We start from the raw sequence: 19,910 nt of genomic DNA on the forward strand, positions 1-19,910 counted from the left end.
GGCGTCCAGTCTAGTGGACGCGGACCGCCTGCTGCTGGATCTCGCGGGCCTGCTGGTCGTCGGGGGCGATCTCGCTGTGGCAGGCGCGGCGCTCGCCGACGATCGGCAGGGCGACGGCGCGCTGGGCGAGCAGGGCGCGGCCGTCGGCGCTCACTCCGGGGCTGGGCATGGCCGGCCGCGTCGGTTGGAAGCCAGGATCCTTGCCGCTGGCGAGCTCGGCGATCTCCTTGGAGATGCGGAGGCTGCACCAGTCGTGGCCGCACATGGCGCAGAAGTCGGTATCGACCGTGAGGTCCTCGTCGTGCAGGGCGCGTGCGGTGTCGCCGTCGAAGGCCAGCTCGAACTGCTTCGGCCAGTTGAGGGCGGCGCGGGCGCGCGACAGATCGTCGTCCCATTGCCGGGCGCCGTCGATGCCGCGCGCGATGTCGCCGGCGTGGGCGGCGATCTTGTAGGCGATGCAGCCGGCCTTCACGTCCTCGGCCTTGGGCAGGCCGACGTGCTCCTTCGGCGTGACGTAGCAGAGCATGGCGGCGCCGGCGCGCGCCGCTTCGCTGGCCCCGATGGCGCTGGTGATGTGGTCGTAGCCGGGGAAGACGTCGGTGACCAGCGGGCCGAGCACGTAGAAGGGCGCGTCGTCGCAGACCCGCTGCTGGAGCTGCATGTTGAACGCGATCTGGTCGAGCGGCACGTGTCCGGGGCCCTCGACCATCGCCTGGACGCCGGCGGCGCGGGCGCGCTGCACCAACTCGCCGAGGACGTGCAGCTCGGCGAGCTGCGCCGCGTCCGAGGCGTCGGCGAGGCAGCCCGGTCGCAGGCCGTCGCCGAGCGAGTAGGTGACGTCGTACTGGCGCATGATGGCGCTGATCTCGTCGAAGAGCTCGTACATCGGGTTCTGCCTGCCGTGGTGGATCATCCACTTGGCGAGCAGCGAGCCGCCGCGCGAGACGATGCCGGTGATGCGGCTGCGCAGTAGCGGCAGATGCTCGCGCAGGACGCCGGCGTGGATGGTGAAGTAGTCGACACCCTGCTGCGCCTGCCGCTCGATCTCGGCCAGGATCATGTCGTGGGTGAGGTCCTCGATCCGACGGCCGATGATCATGCTGTAGATGGGCACGGTGCCGATCGGCACCGTGCTGTGATCGATGATCGCCTGCCGGCAGTCGGCCAGCGCGCCGCCGGTCGACAGGTCCATCACCGTGTCGGCGCCGAAGCGCTGCGCCCAGCGCAGCTTCTCGACCTCCTCGTCGGTGGTGCTCGAGACCGGCGAGGCGCCGATGTTGGCGTTGATCTTGGTGCTGATCATGCGCCCGATGCCGGTCGGGTCGAGGCGCCGGGGGGCGCGTTCGCCGCGCAGCGCGGTGGCGTCGTCGAGCTGGTGGGCGCGCTGGGTCACCGTCTGGTTGACCCACAGGTGGGCGTTGGCGCGCGCCCCCGGATGGCCGCTGCGCGGCGCCGCGATGGCCGGCGGCGCGGCGGTCGGCGCGGCGCCGGCGCTGCCGGCGAGGTGCCGGAGGTTGGCGGGGATCACCAGCCGACCGCGCGCCACCTCGGCGCGGATGCGCTCCCCGGTCGTGTTCTCCCGTTCCGCCACGCGGCGCATGGCGTCGGTGATGATGCCCTGGCGCGCCGCTTCGAGCTGCGTCATCCGAGTCTCCCTGGCGCGGGCGCGCTCCGTGCGCGCCCGGCGTCGTGCGGGCGACAGTACGACTCCCCCGGCGGCCGATCAAGGCGTGCGGTTGGCATCGACGCCCACCGCCTGCGCGACGGCGGCGAAGCCGTCGCGATGCAGGAGCTCCCGCAGCTCGGCGACGACGCGCGCCGCGAAGCCGGGGCCGCCGTAGATGAAGCCCGTGTAGGCCTGCACCAGCGACGCGCCGGCGCGGATCTTCTCGTAGGCATCGGCGCCGCTGGCGATCCCGCCGACGCCGATGATCGGCAGGGCGCCGCCGGTCTCGCGATAGACGGCGCGGACGACGGCGGTGGCGCGGGCGCGCAACGGCGGGCCGCTCAGGCCGCCGGCCTCGCCGGCGAGGGGATGGCCGTGGCCCAGCGCGGCGCGGTCGACGGTCGTGTTGGTGGCGATGATGCCGGCGACGCCGTGGGCGCGCACGACCGCGATGAGCGGTGGCAGCGCGTCGTCGGCGAGGTCGGGCGCGATCTTGAGCAGCAGCGGCCGCGGCGCCGTGCCGGCGCTGGCCGCCAACCGTCGATTCTCGGCCTGCACGGCGGCGAGGAGCGGCGCCAGTTGCGCCTCGGCCTGCAGGTCGCGCAGTCCGGGCGTGTTGGGCGAGCTGACGTTGAGCACCAGGTAGTCGGCGAGGCCGTGCAGCGCGCGCAGGCTGGCACAGTAGTCCTCGGCGGCGCGCTCGAGCGGCGCCACCTTGGACTTGCCGAGGTTGATGCCGAGCGGGATCGGCGGCCGACCGCCGGCGCAGCGGGCGCGCAGCGCGGCGGCCACCGCCTCGGCGCCGTGGTTGTTGAAGCCGAGGCGGTTGATCAACGCCCGTTCGGCGGGCAGGCGGAAGAGCCGCGGTCGCGGGTTGCCGGGCTGCGGCCGCGCCGTCACCGTGCCGAGCTCGGCGAAGGCGAAGCCGAGGGCCGGCCAGACGTGTGGCAGCGCGCCGTTCTTGTCGAATCCCGCCGCGAGCCCGAGCGGGTGCGCGAAGCGCAGGCCCCAGAGCTCCTGCGCCAGCAGCGGATCGGCGGCGGGGGTCGCCGGCGACCGCCGCTGCAACAGCGCCTGCCACGCCGCGAGGGCGCGGAACGCCAGGTGGTGGGCCGCCTCGGGCGGGAGCTGGAACAGCAACGGGCGGGCGACCTCGTAGAGCATGCGAGCGCGATCGGCGCGCGCACCTTACGGAGCCCATTCGGTCGCGACAAGCGTCGACGAAATTCGGTGGACGAACGCCATCGGCGTGGATATTTCTGGACACCATGGTGATTCCGGCTCGAGCGGACACGGCTCCCCGGTCGCACGTGGTCATCGGGACCACCGGCGATGAGCCGGGCGGGGGCGACGGCAGTCGGCGGTCGTCGTCTCCGTAGCCGCGGGTGTGGGACCCGCCGTTTTTGGCTGCGCCGAGAAAGGAGGTGGTCCAGTGTCGAGTAACCCTACGGTGATCAGTGAGGTGGTGGCCCCCTAGGCCGGCTTCACACGTGTGTGGCCCGCGCGGGGCGGACCCGCTGGGCGGTCGATGGTCAACGGCCGCGCAGCCCGCGCCGTTGCGGCCCGGCGCATTCTCCGAGGCGCCGCATGAGGTGATTCCTGCCTGGGGAAACCCAGGCACCATCGGCCCCGGTTGCTCCCGCGACGTCACCCGCGGGGCGGCGCACCGCCGCAGCAGCAACCGGGGTTCCTCTCTCCGGAGTCGCGGTAGGCCGTCTGCGTGTCGGACGCTGCGCCGGTGACGCCGGCGCGATATGGATCGGGCGTGCGTCGCCACGCCGCCAATCTCCTGTCGCTGTCGCGGGTCGTGCTGGCGCCCGTGTTCGCCGCGGCGGCGCTGGCGGCCGAGCAGGGCGCGTCGGGATGGATCGCGGCGGCGGTGTTCGCGCTGGTCATTGCCAGCGACGCCGTCGATGGACGGCTGGCGCGCCGGTTCGGCACGTCGTCCGACGCCGGCCGCGCCCTCGATCATGGCGCCGACATCATCTTTCTGCTCACCGCCTTTGCCGCCTACGTGTGGATCGGCGCTCTGTCGTGGTGGGTGCCGGCGGCGGTCGGTGTCGCCTTCGCCCTGTACGTCGTCGACTGGCGCCGGCCGTCGGCGCGGGGACCGCGCTGGGGTGCCGATCGCATCGGGCACCTCGGTGGCGTCGGCAACTGGGTGCTGCTCGGCGTGCTGATCGGCAACCACACCGTCGGTCTCGGGTGGCTGCCGCCGCCGGTGATGCGGCTGCTGTTCGCGCTCGTGCTCCTGTACTCGGCGGCGGCCATCGCCGGACGGTTGGCGGCGCGCCGCTGACCGCTCAGCGCGAGGACGTCGCGGGCGGCGGCGCGATCTCGGTGCTCACCGCGGTGCCCTGCACGAACATGCCGTGCAGGAAGAAGAGACTGATCAGCAGCGGCAGCAGGTAGTAGGCGACGCGGAAGAGCAGGACCGCGATCACCGCGGTCTCGAACGGCACCTGCATGCTGGCGAAGACCGCCGCCATCGATCCCTCCATCACGCCCAGCCCGCCCGGGATGAGGGAGGCGAAGGAGAGCACGATGCCGACCGCGAAGCCGACGATCACGTGGCTGAGCGCGATCGGGTAGTGCACGGCGAGGAACGCGGCGTAGAGGACGAGGATGGTGAGCAGCCAGTCGAGGGCGATGTAGATGAGCGGCTGCACCATCGCCCGGCGGCGCGCCAGCAGGAAGCTGATGCCGCGATTGAGGTTGAACTGGTAGCGCCAGATATGGGTGCGCGCCGGCGCCCGCTGCGGCGAGAACCGGTGCAACAGCCAGTGCGCGGCCTGCGCCAGTCTGAACAGCGTCCGCCGCCGTAGCCGGGCGTGGAAGAGGAGGAGCGCTGCCAGGACCGCGGCGATGAGGAAGAGCACCAGGAGCACCGTGGTCACCGCCAGCGCCGACCCGGTGAGGCTGTGGCTGGTGAAGACGTAGGCGAATCCAACGAGCAGGAAGAGGAGCAGCATGCAGTTGGTGAGGAACGTCTGCGCCAGCGAGATGAGCACCGCCGTCTGCGACGACACGCCGCGGCGGGTGAAGAAGAACATCCGCACCGCGAATCCCGAGAGGCCGCCGGTCGAGACGAGGTAGTTCATCGAGTTGGCGACGAAGGTGATCTTCAGCATCGCGAAGAGCGGCACCTGGCAGCCGGCCGCCAGGGCGATGCCCTGATACGAGCGCGCCATGGTCACGTAGCTGAGCAGCATGAAGACGACCGGGAGCGCCAGCAGCCAGGGGTCGGCGTGGGTCAGCACCGACCACAGCTCGGCCGGGTCGGCGAACAGGAAGATGGCCGCGAAGGCGATGATCCCGAGGAGCAGCGCAAGGCGGACCCAACGCGAGCCGCGCGCGGTGCGCACGGGCAGGTAGGCGGCGGAGCTCTCTTCCTGCCGCTCCTGGCGCGGCGCGTGGGACACTGGACCCTCGCGTGCGGACTTAGGGCCTGACGGGTGGCGGGTCAAGGCCGTGGGCGCGATGGCGAGCGCTGGCGCGCTGGCGAGCGGCGCCGCCAGACCTCGCGGACGCGGAACCCTCGCGCCGCGCGAGGCGATGCGTTAAGCGTGCGGGCGCCGCCGGGCGCGCGCGCTTCCTCGATGAAACGGCTCCGACTGCTGGTGATCGCGTTCGCCCTGCTCGCCGTCGCGGCGCTGGCGCTGCTCGTCGGACCGCTGCGCGACCGCTGGCAGGAGCCGCTGCGCCGACTGATTGCGCGCGAGATCGGCGCCGCGTTCGGCACCACGTGCGCCATCGACACGTTGTCGATCGCGCTCGTGCCGCCGCGCGTCGAGGTCGGTGGCGTGCGGCTGGGCGACGACGGCGCCATCGCCAGTCTCGGCGCGGCGCACGCCGAGCTCGACCTGCGCCGCAGCCTGCGCCAGGGGCGCGTGGTGCTCGACGTCGCGGCCGGTCCGCTGGCGCTCGACCTCCCCGCCTTCCTGCACGCCCTCCCGCCACCGCATCCCGGTCCGCCAGAGCCCCTGCCGTCGTTCCGCGTCCGCCGCCTGCGCGTCCACGATGCGCGCGTCCAACTCACCGAAGCGGCATCGCCGATCACGGTCGACGCGCCGCTGCTCGACGGCGAGCTCGGCGCCGACGCCATCCAGGGGCGCCTCAGCTTCGCCGGTCGGGGCGGCCCGCTGACGCTCGAGCATGGGCCGCATCGCACGGTGCTGACCAGCGTCGCCGCGGCGGGCGGCGAGACGGACATCGGCTGGCAGTTGCAGCGCGTCGCGGTCCGCGGCGAGGGCCTGACGCTCGACGGACACGAGCGCGAGGGGGCGCTGCGGCTCGCCGGCGACGTGGATCTGTCCAGCCTGGCGTTGCTCGACGAGAGCCTCGCCGCGCTCGCCGGTGCGGCGCACCTGGAAGGGAGCCTCGAGGGAGCGCTCGAGGAGCCGACGCTGACCGCGACCGTGCAGCTCCCGGCGCTGCGCGTCGCCGATCACGACGTCGGGGCCGTCGACGTCACGGCGCGCCTGGACCGCCGCCAACTGGCCGTCAGCTCGCTCAAGGTCCGGGGCTACGGCGGCAGCGCCGCCGGGTCCGCCACCCTCCAGCTCGACGAGCGGCTGCAGACCAGCGCGCGCCTGACCTGGCGCGGCCTGGCGCTCCGCGAGGTGGCCGGCGCGATCGGCAGCGAGCTGCCCGCCGCGGTGCTCGAGGGCGTGGCGGAGGTGGGCGGGACGCTGACGCCGCTGCGTCTCGGCGGCACCGCCTCGGGCCGCATCAGCGCGCCGGGCGCGCCGACGCCCGTCGACTGGAAGGGCAGCGGCCGCTACGCCGACGGCGGCGGCAGCGGCACCGTCGAGATCTCGCAGCCGATGGGCAACAACGCCCGCGCCGAGGTCGCCGTCAGCGCCGCGGGGGCGCTCGACGGGACGGTGCGCATCCGCGTCGCCAATCCGGACGCGCTGGCCGCGATCGCGGCGATCGGCTCGCTGCCGCAGGTGCGCGGCGCTCTCGACGCGACGGCGCGCCTCGGCGGGACGCTGAGCGACCCGCGCTACGAGGGCTCGATCGACGGTCGCGGCCTGTCGCTGCTCGGGGTGCAGGTGGACTCGATCCGGGGCGATTTCGCGGGCGACCGTCGGATGGCGCGCAGCGATGGCATCCGCGCCGCGCTCGGCGGCGGGACGCTCGCCGCGAACGGCACGCTGGCGCTCGATCGCGCGGGCGCCAACACGTGGGCGGTGCACGCCACGGGGATCGATGCCGGCACGCTGACCGCCGCCGTCGGCGGGCTCACCGGCGTGCGGCCGCCGATCGCCGGCGGCCGGCTGACGCTCGATGCCGCGGCGACCGGGCCGTGGCCGAGCGTGCGCCTCACCGCGGCGGCGCGCCTCGGCGACTTCTGGCTCGGCCGCGAGCGCATCGCCGAGCTGAGCGCGACCGCCGAGGCGGCGGCCGGGGCATGGAACGCCGAGGCGCGGATGCGCAATCGCGGCCAGCAGGAGGTCGTGCTGCGCGCCAGCGGGCGCGGCAGCGACGACCTCGCGATCGCCCTCGACTGCGAGGCCTGGACCCTGACCTCGCTGTGGCGCGGCGAGGAGGTCGACATGGGCGGCACCCTGCGCGCGCGCGCCGCGCTGCGCGGGCCGGCGCGGGCGCTCAGCGGCACGGCGACGCTGACCGCCGACGATCTGGTGCTCGGCGGGCGCGCCTTCCGGGCGGTGCGGGTGGACGTCACCGCCGACCGCGGCCGCTGGCACGCCGCCACGGCGCTGCTCGACGACGCGCTGCGCGTCACCGCCGACGTGCGCCCCGATCCGGGGTTTCCGTTCGCCGCCGACGTGAGCTGGAGCGAGGCCGACTTCGCCCGCCTGCTCGGCGCCCAGCCCAACTGGCAGATGCTGAGCAGCGGCAGCGTCCACGCCAGTGGCCGCCTCGATGCCATCGCGCAGCTCGAGGCCCGCCTCGAGCTGACGCAGCTCACGCTGACCGGCGGGGCGCAGCCGGTGGCCGCCGAGGTGCCGCTGAGCATCACCTGTCGCGCCGGTCGCTGCCGGGTCGCCGACGTGACGGTGCGCAGCGGCGACACCACGCTGCGCCTCGACGGAGAGGCGGGCTTCGACGGGCGGGTGCGTCTGGCGCTCGCCGGTGGCGGCACGCTCGGCATGCTGGAGCTGATCGGCAAGCCGATCGAATCGGCGCGCGGCACCTTCACCGTCGACGCCACGATCACCCACGGGGGCGGCGGTTGGTCCGCCCTCGGCACCCTGGAGCTGGCGCAGGTCGGCCTCGACGCCGGCCTGCCGGTCGCCATCACCCGCACCAGCGGACGGCTGGTATTCGACGGCGAGCACGTCCGCATCGAGCAGCTCGGCGGGCGCATCGGCAGCGGCACATTCACGATCGGCGGCAGCATCGATCTGCGCGCTGGACCGTCCGTGACCTGGGCCCTGCACGACGTCGGCGCGGATCCGCTGCCGGCGCTCGAGGTCGAGGTCGGCGGGCAGGGCACGCTCGAGGGCAGTTGGGAGCATCTGCGGGTGGCTGGCGATCTGCGCATCGTTCGCCTGCTCTACGACCGCAACATCGAGCTCGCGGACTTCCTGCCGCAGTTCAACCGCGCCCTCGCCGCCGCGCCGCGCGAGCAGACGGGGCGGGAGATCCAGCTCGCCCTCACCGTGCAGGCACCGGGCGATCTCTACGTCGAGAACAACCTGACCCGGCTCGAGGGGCGGATGCACCTCTCGCTCACCGGCACCACCGCGCGGCCGGTGCTCGATGGGCGGGTGGAAGCGCTCGACGGCGAGGTCTACCTGCGCGGGCGCACCTTCGAGCTGCTCGGCGCGACGGTCGACTTCCGTCCCGACCTCGGCCTCGCCGCGGCGCTCAACATCAGCGCCGAGAGCCTGATCGACACGCCGGACGGCTCGTACGTGGTGACCGTGCGAGTGACCGGGACGACGGTGGACCCGCGCGTCACGCTCACCAGCGACGATCCGAGCCTCTCGCAGACCGACATCGCGACGCTGATCGCCTTCGGGCGGACGATGGCGCAGATGCGGCAGAACGGTGGCGGCGCCTTCTCGCTGTCGGGCGCCATCGGCAACCCGATCGGCACCCTCCTCGGTGGGCAGGCGGAGAAGGTGCTGCCGATCGATCGCATCGAGTTCGAGCCGACGTTCTCGGCCACCACCGGCGCCTTCGAGCCGCAGCTCACCCTGGGCAAGGATCTCACCGAGGACCTCGCCGCGTCGATCGGACAGACCTTCGGCGTCGCCTCGCGCACGCGGGTCGAGATCAATTACCGCCTCGCGCCGCGGATCTGGGCGCTCGGCTCGTGGGAGAGCCAGACCGAGACCGAGGCCGGCGCCTTCGCCGCCGGCCTGCGCGCCCGGTACGAGTTCTGGCGGCTCACGCCCTACACCCTGCTGGGCGGCTTGCAATGACTTGGGTGACCCGGCTCGGCGGGATCGCCTGCGCCCTGGGCCTGGTGATCGCGGCGGCGGTGGTGCGCGCCGACGACCGCGCGCTCGGCCTGCCGCTCGCCCGCGTCCGCTTCGAGTGCGACGCCTGGTTCGACGACGTCGCGCTCCGCCAGCGCCTGCCGCTGCGCCTCGGGGAGCCGGTGACGGCGGGGCAACTGGCGGCGACGCGCGCCGTCCTCGAGCAGACCAGGATCTTCAGCGACATCGACATCGTGCCCGAGGTCGAGGACGGCGACGCGGTGGTCGTCATCCATCTGGTGCGCCGCCTGGTCATCACCGAGGTGCGCATCGGCGGTTACGATGCCATGGGGTGGCGGGACGTCCACCGCTTCCTGCGGCTGCGCACCGGCAGCTTCTACGATCCGCAGCAGGTCGAGGCGGCGCGCGCCCGTCTCGAGGAGCGCTACCGCCAGTTCGGCTACCCGCAGGCGCGGGTGCGCCTGACGGTGCGCACGAGGCCCGGCGAGGTGGAGATCGACATCGCGATCACCGAGGGGCCGCCGCAGCGGGTGCGGGTGGTGGCGGTCACCGGTCGCCCCGGGGTGCCGGCCCGCGACCTCGAGCTCGCGCTGCGCGACCTGCTCGGCCAGCCGCTGCGCCGGCAGACGACGCGCGATGCGGAGCGGACGCTCACGGCGGCGCTGCGGACGGCGGGCTACTTCGAAGCGTCGGTGGATGGCTCGTGGACGCCCATGTCGGACACCGAGGGCGCGCTCCGGTTCGAGGTCGACGCCGGCCCGCGGACGGTGCTCGAGGTGGTCGGCAACCAGCAGGTGTCCACGCGGCGCCTGCTCGACGTGATGGACCTGTCGCGGCGCCTGGTGATCACCGACGGGACGTGGCGCGAGATGGCGCGCCGCATGGTGGACGTCTACCGCAGCAACGGCTTCTACCGCGCGACGGTGAAGGTGTCGCAGAAGAGCGGCGACCCCCGCGTGGTGCGCTTCACGATCACCGAGGGGCGGCACTTCGCCGTGCGCCGCGTGCGCTTCATCGGCAATGCCGGCATCCCGGCCAGCGACCTGCGGGCGCAGATGAACATCCAGCCGCAGCGCCTGCTGCCCTGGCCGCGCAGCGGCGCGTTCCAGCGCAGCGTCTTCGACGAGGACCTGCGCCGTCTCTGGTTCTACTATCGCGAGCAGGGGTTCGCGGAGGCGCAGATCGTCGACGCGCCGATCACGGTCAACGACGACGACGGGACGATCGACATCGCCATCGTCATCGAGGAAGGGCCCCGCACCATCGTGGCACTGGTCGAGCCGCCCGACCTGTCGGATCTGCCGCCGCAGACGATCGCCTATCGGGTGCGGGCCGGCGAGCCGCTCGAACCCGCGGCGCTCGATGCCGACACGATGGCGATCGCGGCGGCGTTGCGGCGCGACGGCTACGGCGCCGCGACGGTGACGCCGGAGGTCGAGCGCCACCGGGTCGACGTCGACGACTACGCCACCGTGCGCTGGGCGATCGCCCGCGGTCCGCGGCGGACCATCGGTGGCGTCCTGGTGCAGGGCAACGTCGAGACGCGCGACGAGATCATCGAGCGGCAACTGCCGTTCACTGGCGGCGAGCCGCTGGACCCCGACCGGCTGCAGGCCGGGCAGGACGCGGTGTATCAGCTCGGCACCTACCGCAGCGTCTCGGTGCGTCCGCTGTCGGACGCTGATCCGGCCCCCGTCGTCGGGGTGGACGTGCAGCCGCGGCCGCCCGGATCGCTGCAGTGGGGCGGCGGCTACAACACCCGCGATGGCTTCACCGCCAACGCCGAGATCGGCTACGCCAACCTCGGCCGCCGCGCCCGGCGCATCTCGTTGCGCGCCCAGGGGAGCGTCCTGCCCGAGGACGTCAGCCAGTCGCAGTACGTGGCGGCGCTGGCGTATCGCGACCCGCAGTTCCTGCAGAGCCGCTGGCAGTGGAACGTCGAGCTGATCGGACAGCGCTCGACGCGCAACATCGACCAGTACAGCGTCACCCGCGGCAGCCTCGGCAACGGCTTCTCGCGCCAGATCCTGCCCCGTCTACAGGTCGCCGCCGAGGCCCAGGTCGAATACGCCGACGTCTTCGACCTGCAGCCGAAGTCGTTCCAGGGCGAGGACGAAGGGCCGTCGTGGACGACGGCGATCTCGCCGTCGCTCCTGTACGACGGGCGCGACGATCCCTTCGCGCCCACCCGGGGCGTCTTCGATACCGCGCGCTTCCGCTACGCCCTGCCGGGGGTGTCCAACATCGAGTTCGGCAAGATCAACCTGCAGCACAGCCAGGCCTTCCCGCTGGCGCCGTGGTTGTCGTTCGTGGCCAGCGGGCGCGTCGCCTTCGGGCGGGCGTTCAGCGGCGGCACCGTGCTGCCGATCCGCGAGCGCTACTTCATCGGCGGCGCGACGACCGTGCGCGGGTACTCGGAGAACAGTCTCGGTCCGACCGGCTGCCGCAACGCCAGCCAGCTCACCGATTGTCCGGCCGACAATCGCGCCGTGCTCGGCGGCGACACCGCGATCATCACCAACTTCGAGGCCCGCGTGCCGATATGGGGCGCGCTGCGCGGCGCCGTGTTCCTCGACGTCGGCGGCAACTTCCTGACCCAGTGCGACGGCGCCTGCCAGCAGCGGCACGGCGTCTACGACAACACCTTCGACTGGTCGAACTTCCGCAAGGGCACCGGGCCCGGCCTCCGCTACATGACGCCGGTGGGCCCGATCAGCCTCGACTACGGCTTCAAGATCGACCGCCGCCCCGGCGAGTCGGTCGGCGAGGTGCACTTCAGTATCAGCGGCACGTTCTGAGCGGCCTATCGCCCGGCCGCGGTCGATGTCCCGATCAGGTCCTCGAAGTAGGCGATGACCCGCGGGTCCATCCACTCCTCGGGGCCGATCACGTGCTTGATGACGCGGCCGTCGCGATCGATGACGAAGGTCTCGGGATAGCCGGTGACGCCGAAGCGGCCGGGCAGGCGGTTGTCGCGGTCGAGGAGGACGGGAAAGGTGAGGCCGAGCTCCGCGACGAAGGCGGCGACGTCGGCGGCGTTGGTGTCCTCGGCGACCGCGATCATCGCGAAGTCGGGGCCCTTGAGGCGGTCGTACAGCGCCTGCATGCTCGGCATTTCGGCGCGACACGGCGGGCACCAGGTCGCCCAGAGATTGAGGAATACGATCCTGCCGCGCAGGTCGCTGAGGCGGACCGGGGTGCCGGACAGGTCGGGCAGGGTGAAGTCGACGGCGGCGTAGCCGGTCGCCGGACCGCGCCGCAGGATCTGCAGCGCGATCACGGCCCCGAGCACGATGACGAAGGCGAGCGCGGGGCCGAGCAGCGAGCGCTTCATCGCGGCGCGGGCGCGGCGCCGGGCGCGGTTGCCGGCGCGCGTCCGCGCTGGGCGAGCAGCGCGCAGGCGCCGATCGCCATCAGCAGCAGGCTGAAGAGCTGCGCGGCACTGAGGCCGAGTGCCACCGTCGGGTTGACGCGCCAGAACTCGATCGCGAAGCGAGCGGCCGGCGCGAGCAGCAGGTACCACCAGAAGATCGTGCCGTCGGGCCGCGGCCGCTTGCGCATCGACCAGAGGATCGCGAAGACGCCGATGTAGGCGAGCATCTCGTACACCGGGGTCGGATGCACGCGCACGCCTTCGGGGTACGGCCAGCCGACGATCGCGTACGGATACGTCATCGCCCACGGCACGTCGGAGACCTTGCCCCAGTCGCCGTCGCCCGCGAGCTGACAGCCGACGCGCCCGATCGCCTGCCCGATCGCCAGCGCAGGGGCGACGCAGTCGACCACCATCAGCCAGGCCAGACCCTGGCGGTGGATCGCGTAGGTGACCCCCAGGGTGCCGCCGATCAGGCCGCCGTACCAGACGAAGCCCGAGCCGGAGAACACCTGGCCGATCGGGTCGACGAGCAGCGCGCGCGGATCCTGCAGCACCGCCCACAGCTTCGCCCCGCCGAACCCGGCCACCGCCGCCCAGCCGACCATCGTCCAGGCGAAGTCGCCAGGGTGCCCCTTGCGCTCGAGCTCCTTGCCGCTGATCCACCCCGCCACCAGCAGGGCGAGACCGGCCATCAGGCCGAACAAATGGATGCCGATCGGACCCCAGATGTGCAGCGAATTCGGAACCACGGTGGGCGACCATATCGGAGCACCGGGCGACAATCCAGCGGCCCGCGCGAGGGCGACCGTCCGATCAATGCGGATTCTCGGTCTGCTCTGCTAACCTACTGAAGCTACGCGATAAATCGCCAGCGATGTCGAATTGTCCGGGCGCGTTGACAAGCCCCTGAGCGGCAACTATGGTCGCCCGACTTTCCACCCCTCTGAATTCGGAGCTCACGAGCCATGCGCATGATCGTGCCCACTCTCAAGGAGCGGCGGGTGATCAACCGCCTGCTCGTCGCGTTCTTTCGCGAGCATCGGGTGCGCGATTTCAACCGCGCCATCACCGAGATCTGTCGCTTCTACAAATTGAAGCGCCCGCAAGTGGAGTGGTTCGAGTACCTGGACTGGGGCCGGACCGCGGGCCGCACCTACGAGGACGGCAAGATCCACCTCGTGCATCCGGAGAACTGGAAGCGGGGGCGCAAGTACAACAGCGAGAAGCAGTGGGTGAACACGGTCTACCACGAGATGGGCCATTACGTGTTCTGGGCCGATGCGGAGCGGAAGGCCGACGCCTTCGCGCTGAAGATGGAGCGCAATCTGGTGCCGATGACATCGCGGCCGCGTCTGGTGCGGCGCGCCGCATGAGCACTCCCGAGGGCGAGGCGCCGCCCAGCGGCGGGTCGGACGGCGGCGGTCCGGCGGTCAAGGACCGCTGGTGGGTCGACACCGGCGACAAGAAGCGCGAGCGCCAGGCCGCGGTGCCGCGGCCGCCGGTCGGCAGTCGGCTCTACCGCAGCGGCGTCGGCTTCGATCAGGAAGTGGCGCGCACGCGCCTCACCGACAACAACCTCCGCCTGCTGCGCGAGGCGAACCCGGCCGAGGGCGAGTGGGCGTATCTGCAACTCGCCGAGAAACCGCATCGCGAGCAGAACAGGCAGCGCATCTGCGAGCAGGTGACGTTGCCGCCGTATGCCCGCGGGGTGGTGGTCGACTGCGGGCGGACGTTGCGCCTGCTGGTCACCGGCACGCCGCTCGGCGACCGCATCCTCGACCTGACGCTCGGCGAACCGCCGTCGTTCGACGCCTGGATCGATGGCGAGTGGGTGCGCGAGCGCGTCTTTCGCGATCAGCGCAGCGCGCTCGGCGGGCTGCGTCGCTACATTCCCGAGTTCCTCTCGCCCGAGGGCATCGCCGCCTGGGAGGCGATGCGGGCGCGCGTGTGAGTCGCGGCGGAGCGGGCGGCGAGCCGCGCGCCTACTCGCGCCGCGCGCGGCGGCGCCGCGGCGCACCGGGTTCGGCGAGGGCAGGGCGCTTCGCTGGAGCCGCAGCGCCGAAGAGGGCCGCGGCGCCGTCCCACTGCTTCCGGACGCCGAAGTAGTAGCAGCAGGCCTGGGCGTCGAGGTCGTTGTTGAAGGTCCGCAAGCGGCCGTCCTGGAACTGCACTCGTACCAGGCAGGTGCCGCCCGGGACGGTCGAGGTCATCTCCTCGACGACGCGGCCCTCGCCCCACTGCCGGTAGTCGCGGTGGGTGACGATGTCGTGCAGCCGGAGATAGAGGCGGAATCCGTTCGAGCCCATCCCGACTTCCCAGGTAGCGCGAATGGGCGCCCGAGAAAACCGCGGGCGCGCGGCTGACCAGGGGACGCCCGCTGGCTACGTCTCGGTCGACACGATCATCGTCGCCGCGGCGCTCCACACGCCGCCGGTGCCGTGGCAGATCGCGGTCGTGGCGCCCGGCACCTGCCGCTCGCCGCACTCGCCGCGGAGCTGTCGCACCGCTTCGATGATCGTGAAGATGCCGTACATGCCGGTATGCGTGTACGAGAGGCCGCCACCGTTGGTGTTCATCGGAAAGTCGCCGCCGGGTGCCGTGCGCTGGCCGCTCACGAACGGTCCGCCCTCGCCGCGCTGGCAGAAGCCGAGCGCCTCGAGCGCCAGGATGGGCGTGATGGTGAAGGCGTCGTAGAATTCGGCGACGTCGATCGCGGCGCGCGACACCCCGGCCATCGCGAAGGCGCGCGCGCCCGACGCCTCGGCCGCGTCCCAGCGGTCGAAATTCGGCATCTGGCTCACCATCTGGTGGGTGACGCTCTCGCCGGTGCCGAGCACGTAGACCGGCCGCTTCGGCAGATCGCGCGCCCGCTCCGCCGAGGTCACCACCGCGGCGCCGCCGGCGTCGGTGACCAGGCAGCAGTCGAGCAGGTTGAACGGCCACGAGATCAGGCGCGACCCCAAGACGTCGGCGATGGTCAACGGGTCGCGGGCGAACGCCTTGGGATTGAGCGCCGCCCACTTGCGGGTCGCCACCGCCACCTCGGCCATCTGCTCCTTGGTGGTGCCGTACTGGTGCATGTGGCGGGTGGCGAGGAAGCCGTAGCCGGTCGGCGGTCCCGCCGTGCCCCACACCTGCTCGAACTGCACGTTCGTCGAATCGTCGCCCCACCGCGGCGCCGGCATGGCGATGCGCGAGGCGCCCGACTCGCCATGGGTGATCAGCGCCACCTCGCACAGGCCGGCGTGGATCGCCGCCATGGCGTGCTCGACGTGGAGGATGAAGGAGCAGCCGCCGACCTGGGTGCCGCCGACGAAGCGCGGGCGGATGCCGAGGTACTCGGGCACGTCGTTCGCCATGTTGCGGCCGGAGGTGAAGACGGCGTCGACGTCGCTCTTCCGCAGGCCGGCGTCGGCGAGCGCGTTGTGCGCCGCCTCCATGTGCAGTTGCAGGGCGGAGACGTTGGGCAGCTTGCCGAGGCGGTCGGATTCGGCGACGCCGACGATGGCCGCGCTGCCGCGCAGGGCGCGAGGGTCGGCGCTCATGCGCTCGCCCTCGGCTGGAACTTCGGCAGCGTGATCTCGTCGGTGATGTCCTCGAACACCACCTCGAGCGGCATGTCGCAGCGCAGCGCGGCGGGGTCGGCCGCGACGCCGACGATGTGCGATATCATCCGCGGCCCCTCCTCGAGCTGCACCATGCCGATGACGATCGGCGCCGGCAGCGGATAGTTGCGCGGCGGCCGGTGGTTGATGACGAAGGTGTGCAGCACCGCGCGGCCGCTGGCGTCGATCCAGCGCACCCGGCGCGACAGGCAGCCGGGGCAGAGCGGCCGCGGATAGAAGTAGCGCAACCCGCAGTCGTCGCAGGCCTGGATGACGAGCCGGCGCTGCTTGGCGGCCTCCCAGAAGGGGCGCGTTTCCGGCGTCGGCTTGGGAATCGGTCCGCTGTAGGTCGTCGACATGCGCCGACGTTCGTATCGAGGCGGCGCGCGGATGGTCAAGGGAGGCAGCGGCGACCGGCGCGGCTTGACTGGTCGGATGACCACTTCTATTCTCCGCACCACTTCGCCAGCGCCAGTGCGGTCGCGCCGCGACTCTTTGTCAGCTCATGAGTGAGCATCTCTCTCGGCTCAACACCCGCGTGGCCGGCGTCATCCTGGCGGGAGGCCGCAACAGCCGCATGGGCGGGATCGACAAGGCCTTCCTGCGCGTCGGCGGCGAGACCATCCTCGCCCGCACCCTCGGCGTCCTGCGCCGTTGCTTCGCGCACGTCGTGGTGGTCAGCAACACGCCCGAGAAGTACGCCGGCTACCCGGTCGACGTCACCGCCGACGAGTTGCGCGGTCTCGGTCCGCTCGGCGGCCTGCACGCCGCGCTCGGCCGGGTGCGGACCCGGTATGCGTTCGTGACCGCGTGCGACATGCCGTACCTGCGCGAGGAGCCGATCCGCTATCTGGTGTCGCGCCTGCGCGATCAGGACGCGATCGTGCCGCACTGGGACGGCGACATCGAGCCGCTGCACGCGCTGTACGCGACCCGGCTGCGGCCGCGCATCGCCGAGGCGACGGCGCGGGGCGCCCGCGCCCTGCGCGACTTCCTGCCGGGGATCGACGTCGAGTACGTATCGCAGGCGGCGATGGCCGAGGTGGCGGGCGCCGAGGAGTCGTTTCGCAACGTGAACACGCCGGAAGAGGCCGCGCGCTTCGCGGTGCAGGTGGGCGAGCCCGCCTGAGCGCGCCGCGGCCATCGCGAGGAGAGCGAGGGGAATGAGCGACGATCCGATCCGGGCCGCCTACGAGGAGTGGACGCGCGGGCGCGACCCGTTGTCCGCCCGGATCGCCCTCTTCGAGCGGGTGCGCGATCTGCCATTCCGCTACCCCGCGAGCCGCGACCCGCGCGAGGTCCTGCGCCAGGGCGGTGGCTCCTGCTCCGGCAAGCACAACCTGCTCGGCGAGCTCTTCCGCCTGGCCGGCCTGCCGGTGCGCCACATGCTGTGCACGCACCGCTTCAACGACTCGCCGATGGCGTTCCCCGAGCACGTGCACGGCGTGCTGCAGAAGAACGAGATCGTCGACGTCCACGACTACCTGCAGGTCTGCATCGACGGCGAGTGGGTCGACGTGGACGCGACGTGGCCGCTGTCGCTGCGCGACTTCGGCGTGCCGGCGGTCGAGGACTGGGACGGCCGGTCGTCGATGGTGCTCAGCGTCGTCTCCGACGAGCACGAGGCGCTGACCGGCGATCCGGCGAAGGCGAAGGAGGAGCGGCTGTCGAAGCTGACGCCGCGCCAGCGCACGCTGCGCAAGCAGTTCCTCGAGGCCCTCAGCCAGTGGGCCGCCGAGCTGCAGGCGGAGGCGGCGCAGGAGCGCTAGCGCGATGGCGGCCGACGAGCCGGTGGACGTCGTCGACGCCGACGATCGCGTGGTCGGCCGCGCCACTCGCGGCGAGATGCGCGCCCGCCGCCTGCGCCACCGCGCCACCTACCTCCTGCTCTTCAACGGCCGCGGCGAGCTCTTCGTCCACCAGCGCACGCCGACCAAGGACGTCTACCCGTCGCACTGGGACGTCGCCGTCGGCGGGGTCGTCGGCGCCGGCGAGTCCTACGAGGAGGGCGCCCGCCGCGAGCTGGCGGAGGAGGTGGGCATCGCCGATGTCGTCCCCGAGGCGCTCTTCGACCTCCGCTACGAGGACGCGCGCAATCAGGTGAACGGCCGCGTCTTCCGCGTCACCTGGGACGGCCCGCTGCGGCTGCAGGCGGAGGAGGTGGTGCGCGGCGAGTGGCTGCCGTTGACCGCCGTGCGCCAGCGCATGGCGCGCGACCCCTTCTGTCCCGACGGCGCGGCGGTGCTCGCGGAGTATCTGCGTCGCGGGTGAACGCGCGGGGCGCGCGTCGGCCTCACAGGCTGCGCAGCGCGTCGTAGATGACGCGGATCGCGTCGCCGAGCGCGGCGACCGGGATGCGCTCGTCCACGCCGTGCACCGATGCCGTGTACGCCTTGGGGAGCAGGACCGGAAAGAAGCCGTAGGCCGGCACGCCGCGGCGGCGGAAGAAGCGCGAGTCGGTGCCGCCGAGCATCATCGATTCGGTCACGACGGCGTTCGGGTAGACGCGCGCCGCCGCCGCCGCCATGGCGCGGAACAGCGGCGTGTCGATTGGGGACGGCGGCGTGGGCTCCGGCGCTTGCAGCACGTCGAGCTGGACCTCCGGGTCGTCGATCGTCTTGCGCAACTGCTCGAGGAAGGCCTCCGGCTTGGTGTCGGGAAGCAGGCGGCAGTCGAGCACCGCCTCGGCCCGTTCCGGAATCACGTTCGGCTTGTAGCCGGCCTCGAGCATCGTCAGCGCCACCGTGTCGCGCGTCATCGCGGCGCTCCACGGTTCCTGCTGCAGCAGCCCGTCAGCGAACAACCAGACCACCGGATTGCTGAGGCGCCGCATGGCGAACCCCTCCATGCCGGTGACCTGCTCGCCGACGCGCCGGAAGACCTGGCGCGTGATCGGCGTCAGGCGCGGCGGCGGCGGATTGTCGAGGATGCGCGTCAGCGCGTCCACCAGGCGGCGCGGCGCGGCGCCGGGGAGCGGCTTGGATCCATGGCCGGCGGGTCCCTCGACGACGACCTTCACCCACAGCACCTGCTTCTCGGTGACCGAGATCATCAGCGACGGCGCCGGCAGCAGGTCGGTGGAGCCGATGCCGCCCTCGTCCCAGACGGCGGCGGCGTCGAGCAGGTCGGGGCGGTGCTGCGCCAGCCACGCCGTGCCCTGCGCGCCGCCGACCTCCTCGTCGGGCACGGCGAGAAACACCAGATCGGGGCGCGGCACCTCGCCGCGCTCGGCGAGCAGGCGCAGCGCCATCAGCATGGCGACGCCGAGCCCTTTCATGTCGAGCGCGCCGCGCCCGTACACGATGCCGTCGCGGATCTCGCCGCCGAACGGCGGGAACGACCAGCGCGCCGGATCGGCGGGCACCACGTCCATGTGGTTGAGGAGGACGATCGGCTTGCCGCCGCCGCCGCGGCCGGGCAGGCGCCCGATCAGCAGCGGTTTCTCGGGGGCGGCGCCCGGGAGGACCTCGGCCGTCATGCCGCCGCGCCGCAACTGGTCGCCCAGGAAGGCCACGGCCTGGCTGGTGACGCCCGGGGGATTGGCGGTGTCGATGCGAATGTACTCGGCGAGCAATGCGCCGGCATCGGCCGCGACCTGCGGCCAGGCGATCGGCGCTGGCTCGGCGGCGCGGCCGCGAGCGGCCGGCGCGCACACCAGCAGCGAGACCAGGAGCCGCAGCATGAAGACAGGTCCCCGCATCGGCGTGGCGTCTCTACTCGGTCGGGCGGGGGCGCGCCAGCCTGGCGCGGCCCCGGCGGTTCCCCGCGCGCCAGGAGCGTCGCGCCCGCGCGCGGCGCGACCGAGCGCGAGGCGCCGGCAGCGACTTGCGCGCGATGAGTTGGCG

Annotated in this window: 17 protein-coding genes; 8 read left to right on the forward strand and 9 right to left on the reverse strand. The window is 72.5% G+C overall.

Annotation, left to right across the window (positions count from 1 at the left end; genetic code table 11):
- Positions 1–10: 10 nt before the first annotated feature.
- The gene (gene thiC, locus KF840_24345; protein MBX3028029.1) at positions 11–1,600 is read right to left on the reverse strand and encodes a phosphomethylpyrimidine synthase ThiC; all 1,590 of its coding nucleotides are present in this window, start codon (positions 1,598–1,600) and stop codon (positions 11–13) included.
- 123 nt (positions 1,601–1,723) lie between these two features.
- A complete protein-coding gene (locus tag KF840_24350) occupies positions 1,724–2,830 on the reverse strand; it encodes a quinone-dependent dihydroorotate dehydrogenase (protein MBX3028030.1) in 1,107 nt (368 codons plus the stop codon).
- A 601-nt stretch (positions 2,831–3,431) separates the two neighbouring features.
- Here KF840_24350 and KF840_24355 point away from each other — a divergent pair.
- Positions 3,432–3,965 carry a CDP-alcohol phosphatidyltransferase family protein gene (locus KF840_24355; GenBank protein ID MBX3028031.1) on the forward strand — a complete coding sequence of 178 codons (534 nt, stop codon included), beginning with the start codon at positions 3,432–3,434 and terminating at the stop codon, positions 3,963–3,965.
- Between the two features lie 4 nt (positions 3,966–3,969).
- Here KF840_24355 and KF840_24360 read toward each other — a convergent pair whose 3' ends face one another.
- Positions 3,970–5,088: a flippase-like domain-containing protein gene (locus KF840_24360; protein MBX3028032.1), complete on the reverse strand. Its 1,119-nt coding sequence runs from the start codon at positions 5,086–5,088 to the stop codon at positions 3,970–3,972.
- Between the two features lie 177 nt (positions 5,089–5,265).
- On the opposite strand from KF840_24360, the gene KF840_24365 reads away from it, so the two are divergent.
- Complete coding sequence (locus KF840_24365; protein MBX3028033.1) at positions 5,266–9,066, forward strand: translocation/assembly module TamB domain-containing protein; 3,801 nt, start codon at positions 5,266–5,268, stop codon at positions 9,064–9,066.
- Positions 9,063–11,882, forward strand: a complete 2,820-nt coding sequence (gene bamA, locus KF840_24370; GenBank protein ID MBX3028034.1) for an outer membrane protein assembly factor BamA — start codon at positions 9,063–9,065, stop codon at positions 11,880–11,882. Before KF840_24365 ends, bamA begins: the two co-directional genes overlap by 4 nt.
- Positions 11,883–11,887: 5 nt before the next feature.
- On the opposite strand, the gene KF840_24375 is transcribed toward bamA, so the two are convergent.
- Both KF840_24375 and KF840_24380 read right to left on the reverse strand, forming a co-directional pair.
- Complete coding sequence (locus KF840_24375; protein MBX3028035.1) at positions 11,888–12,418, reverse strand: TlpA family protein disulfide reductase; 531 nt, start codon at positions 12,416–12,418, stop codon at positions 11,888–11,890.
- On the reverse strand, positions 12,415–13,209 hold the full coding sequence (locus KF840_24380; protein MBX3028036.1) for a prolipoprotein diacylglyceryl transferase: 795 nt from the start codon (positions 13,207–13,209) through the stop codon (positions 12,415–12,417). The genes KF840_24375 and KF840_24380 overlap by 4 nt, the downstream gene beginning before the upstream one ends.
- A 222-nt stretch (positions 13,210–13,431) precedes the next feature.
- Between KF840_24380 and KF840_24385 the strand changes: the two genes are divergently transcribed.
- Both KF840_24385 and KF840_24390 read left to right on the forward strand, forming a co-directional pair.
- Entirely contained in the window at positions 13,432–13,833 is a 402-nt protein-coding gene (locus tag KF840_24385; protein MBX3028037.1) for a hypothetical protein, read from the forward strand.
- Entirely contained in the window at positions 13,830–14,411 is a 582-nt protein-coding gene (locus KF840_24390; GenBank protein ID MBX3028038.1) for a hypothetical protein, read from the forward strand. The genes KF840_24385 and KF840_24390 overlap by 4 nt, the downstream gene beginning before the upstream one ends.
- A gap of 31 nt (positions 14,412–14,442) precedes the next feature.
- On the opposite strand, the gene KF840_24395 is transcribed toward KF840_24390, so the two are convergent.
- From KF840_24395 to KF840_24405, 3 genes are all read right to left on the reverse strand, one after another.
- Complete coding sequence (locus KF840_24395) at positions 14,443–14,766, reverse strand: DUF3553 domain-containing protein (GenBank protein ID MBX3028039.1); 324 nt, start codon at positions 14,764–14,766, stop codon at positions 14,443–14,445.
- Between the two features lie 75 nt (positions 14,767–14,841).
- Complete coding sequence (locus KF840_24400; GenBank protein MBX3028040.1) at positions 14,842–16,005, reverse strand: thiolase; 1,164 nt, start codon at positions 16,003–16,005, stop codon at positions 14,842–14,844.
- Entirely contained in the window at positions 16,002–16,424 is a 423-nt protein-coding gene (locus KF840_24405; protein ID MBX3028041.1) for a Zn-ribbon domain-containing OB-fold protein, read from the reverse strand. Before KF840_24405 ends, KF840_24400 begins: the two co-directional genes overlap by 4 nt.
- Positions 16,425–16,570: 146 nt before the next feature.
- Between KF840_24405 and KF840_24410 the strand changes: the two genes are divergently transcribed.
- The 3 genes from KF840_24410 to KF840_24420 are packed head-to-tail and all read left to right on the forward strand — an operon-like array spanning position 16,571 to position 18,336.
- Positions 16,571–17,194, forward strand: coding sequence for a molybdenum cofactor guanylyltransferase (locus tag KF840_24410; protein ID MBX3028042.1), 624 nt, complete (start codon positions 16,571–16,573; stop codon positions 17,192–17,194).
- Positions 17,195–17,228: 34 nt separating this feature from the next.
- Entirely contained in the window at positions 17,229–17,834 is a 606-nt protein-coding gene (locus KF840_24415) for a transglutaminase domain-containing protein (GenBank protein MBX3028043.1), read from the forward strand.
- A 4-nt stretch (positions 17,835–17,838) separates the two neighbouring features.
- A complete protein-coding gene (locus KF840_24420) occupies positions 17,839–18,336 on the forward strand; it encodes an NUDIX domain-containing protein (GenBank protein MBX3028044.1) in 498 nt (165 codons plus the stop codon).
- A 22-nt stretch (positions 18,337–18,358) separates the two neighbouring features.
- Here the strand turns inward: KF840_24420 and KF840_24425 are convergent, their stop codons facing one another.
- Entirely contained in the window at positions 18,359–19,747 is a 1,389-nt protein-coding gene (locus KF840_24425; protein ID MBX3028045.1) for a M20/M25/M40 family metallo-hydrolase, read from the reverse strand.
- Positions 19,748–19,910: the final 163 nt, after the last annotated feature.

Source organism: bacterium (assembly GCA_019637795.1).
Lineage (GTDB): Bacteria > Desulfobacterota > Binatia > HRBIN30 > CADEER01 > JAHBUY01.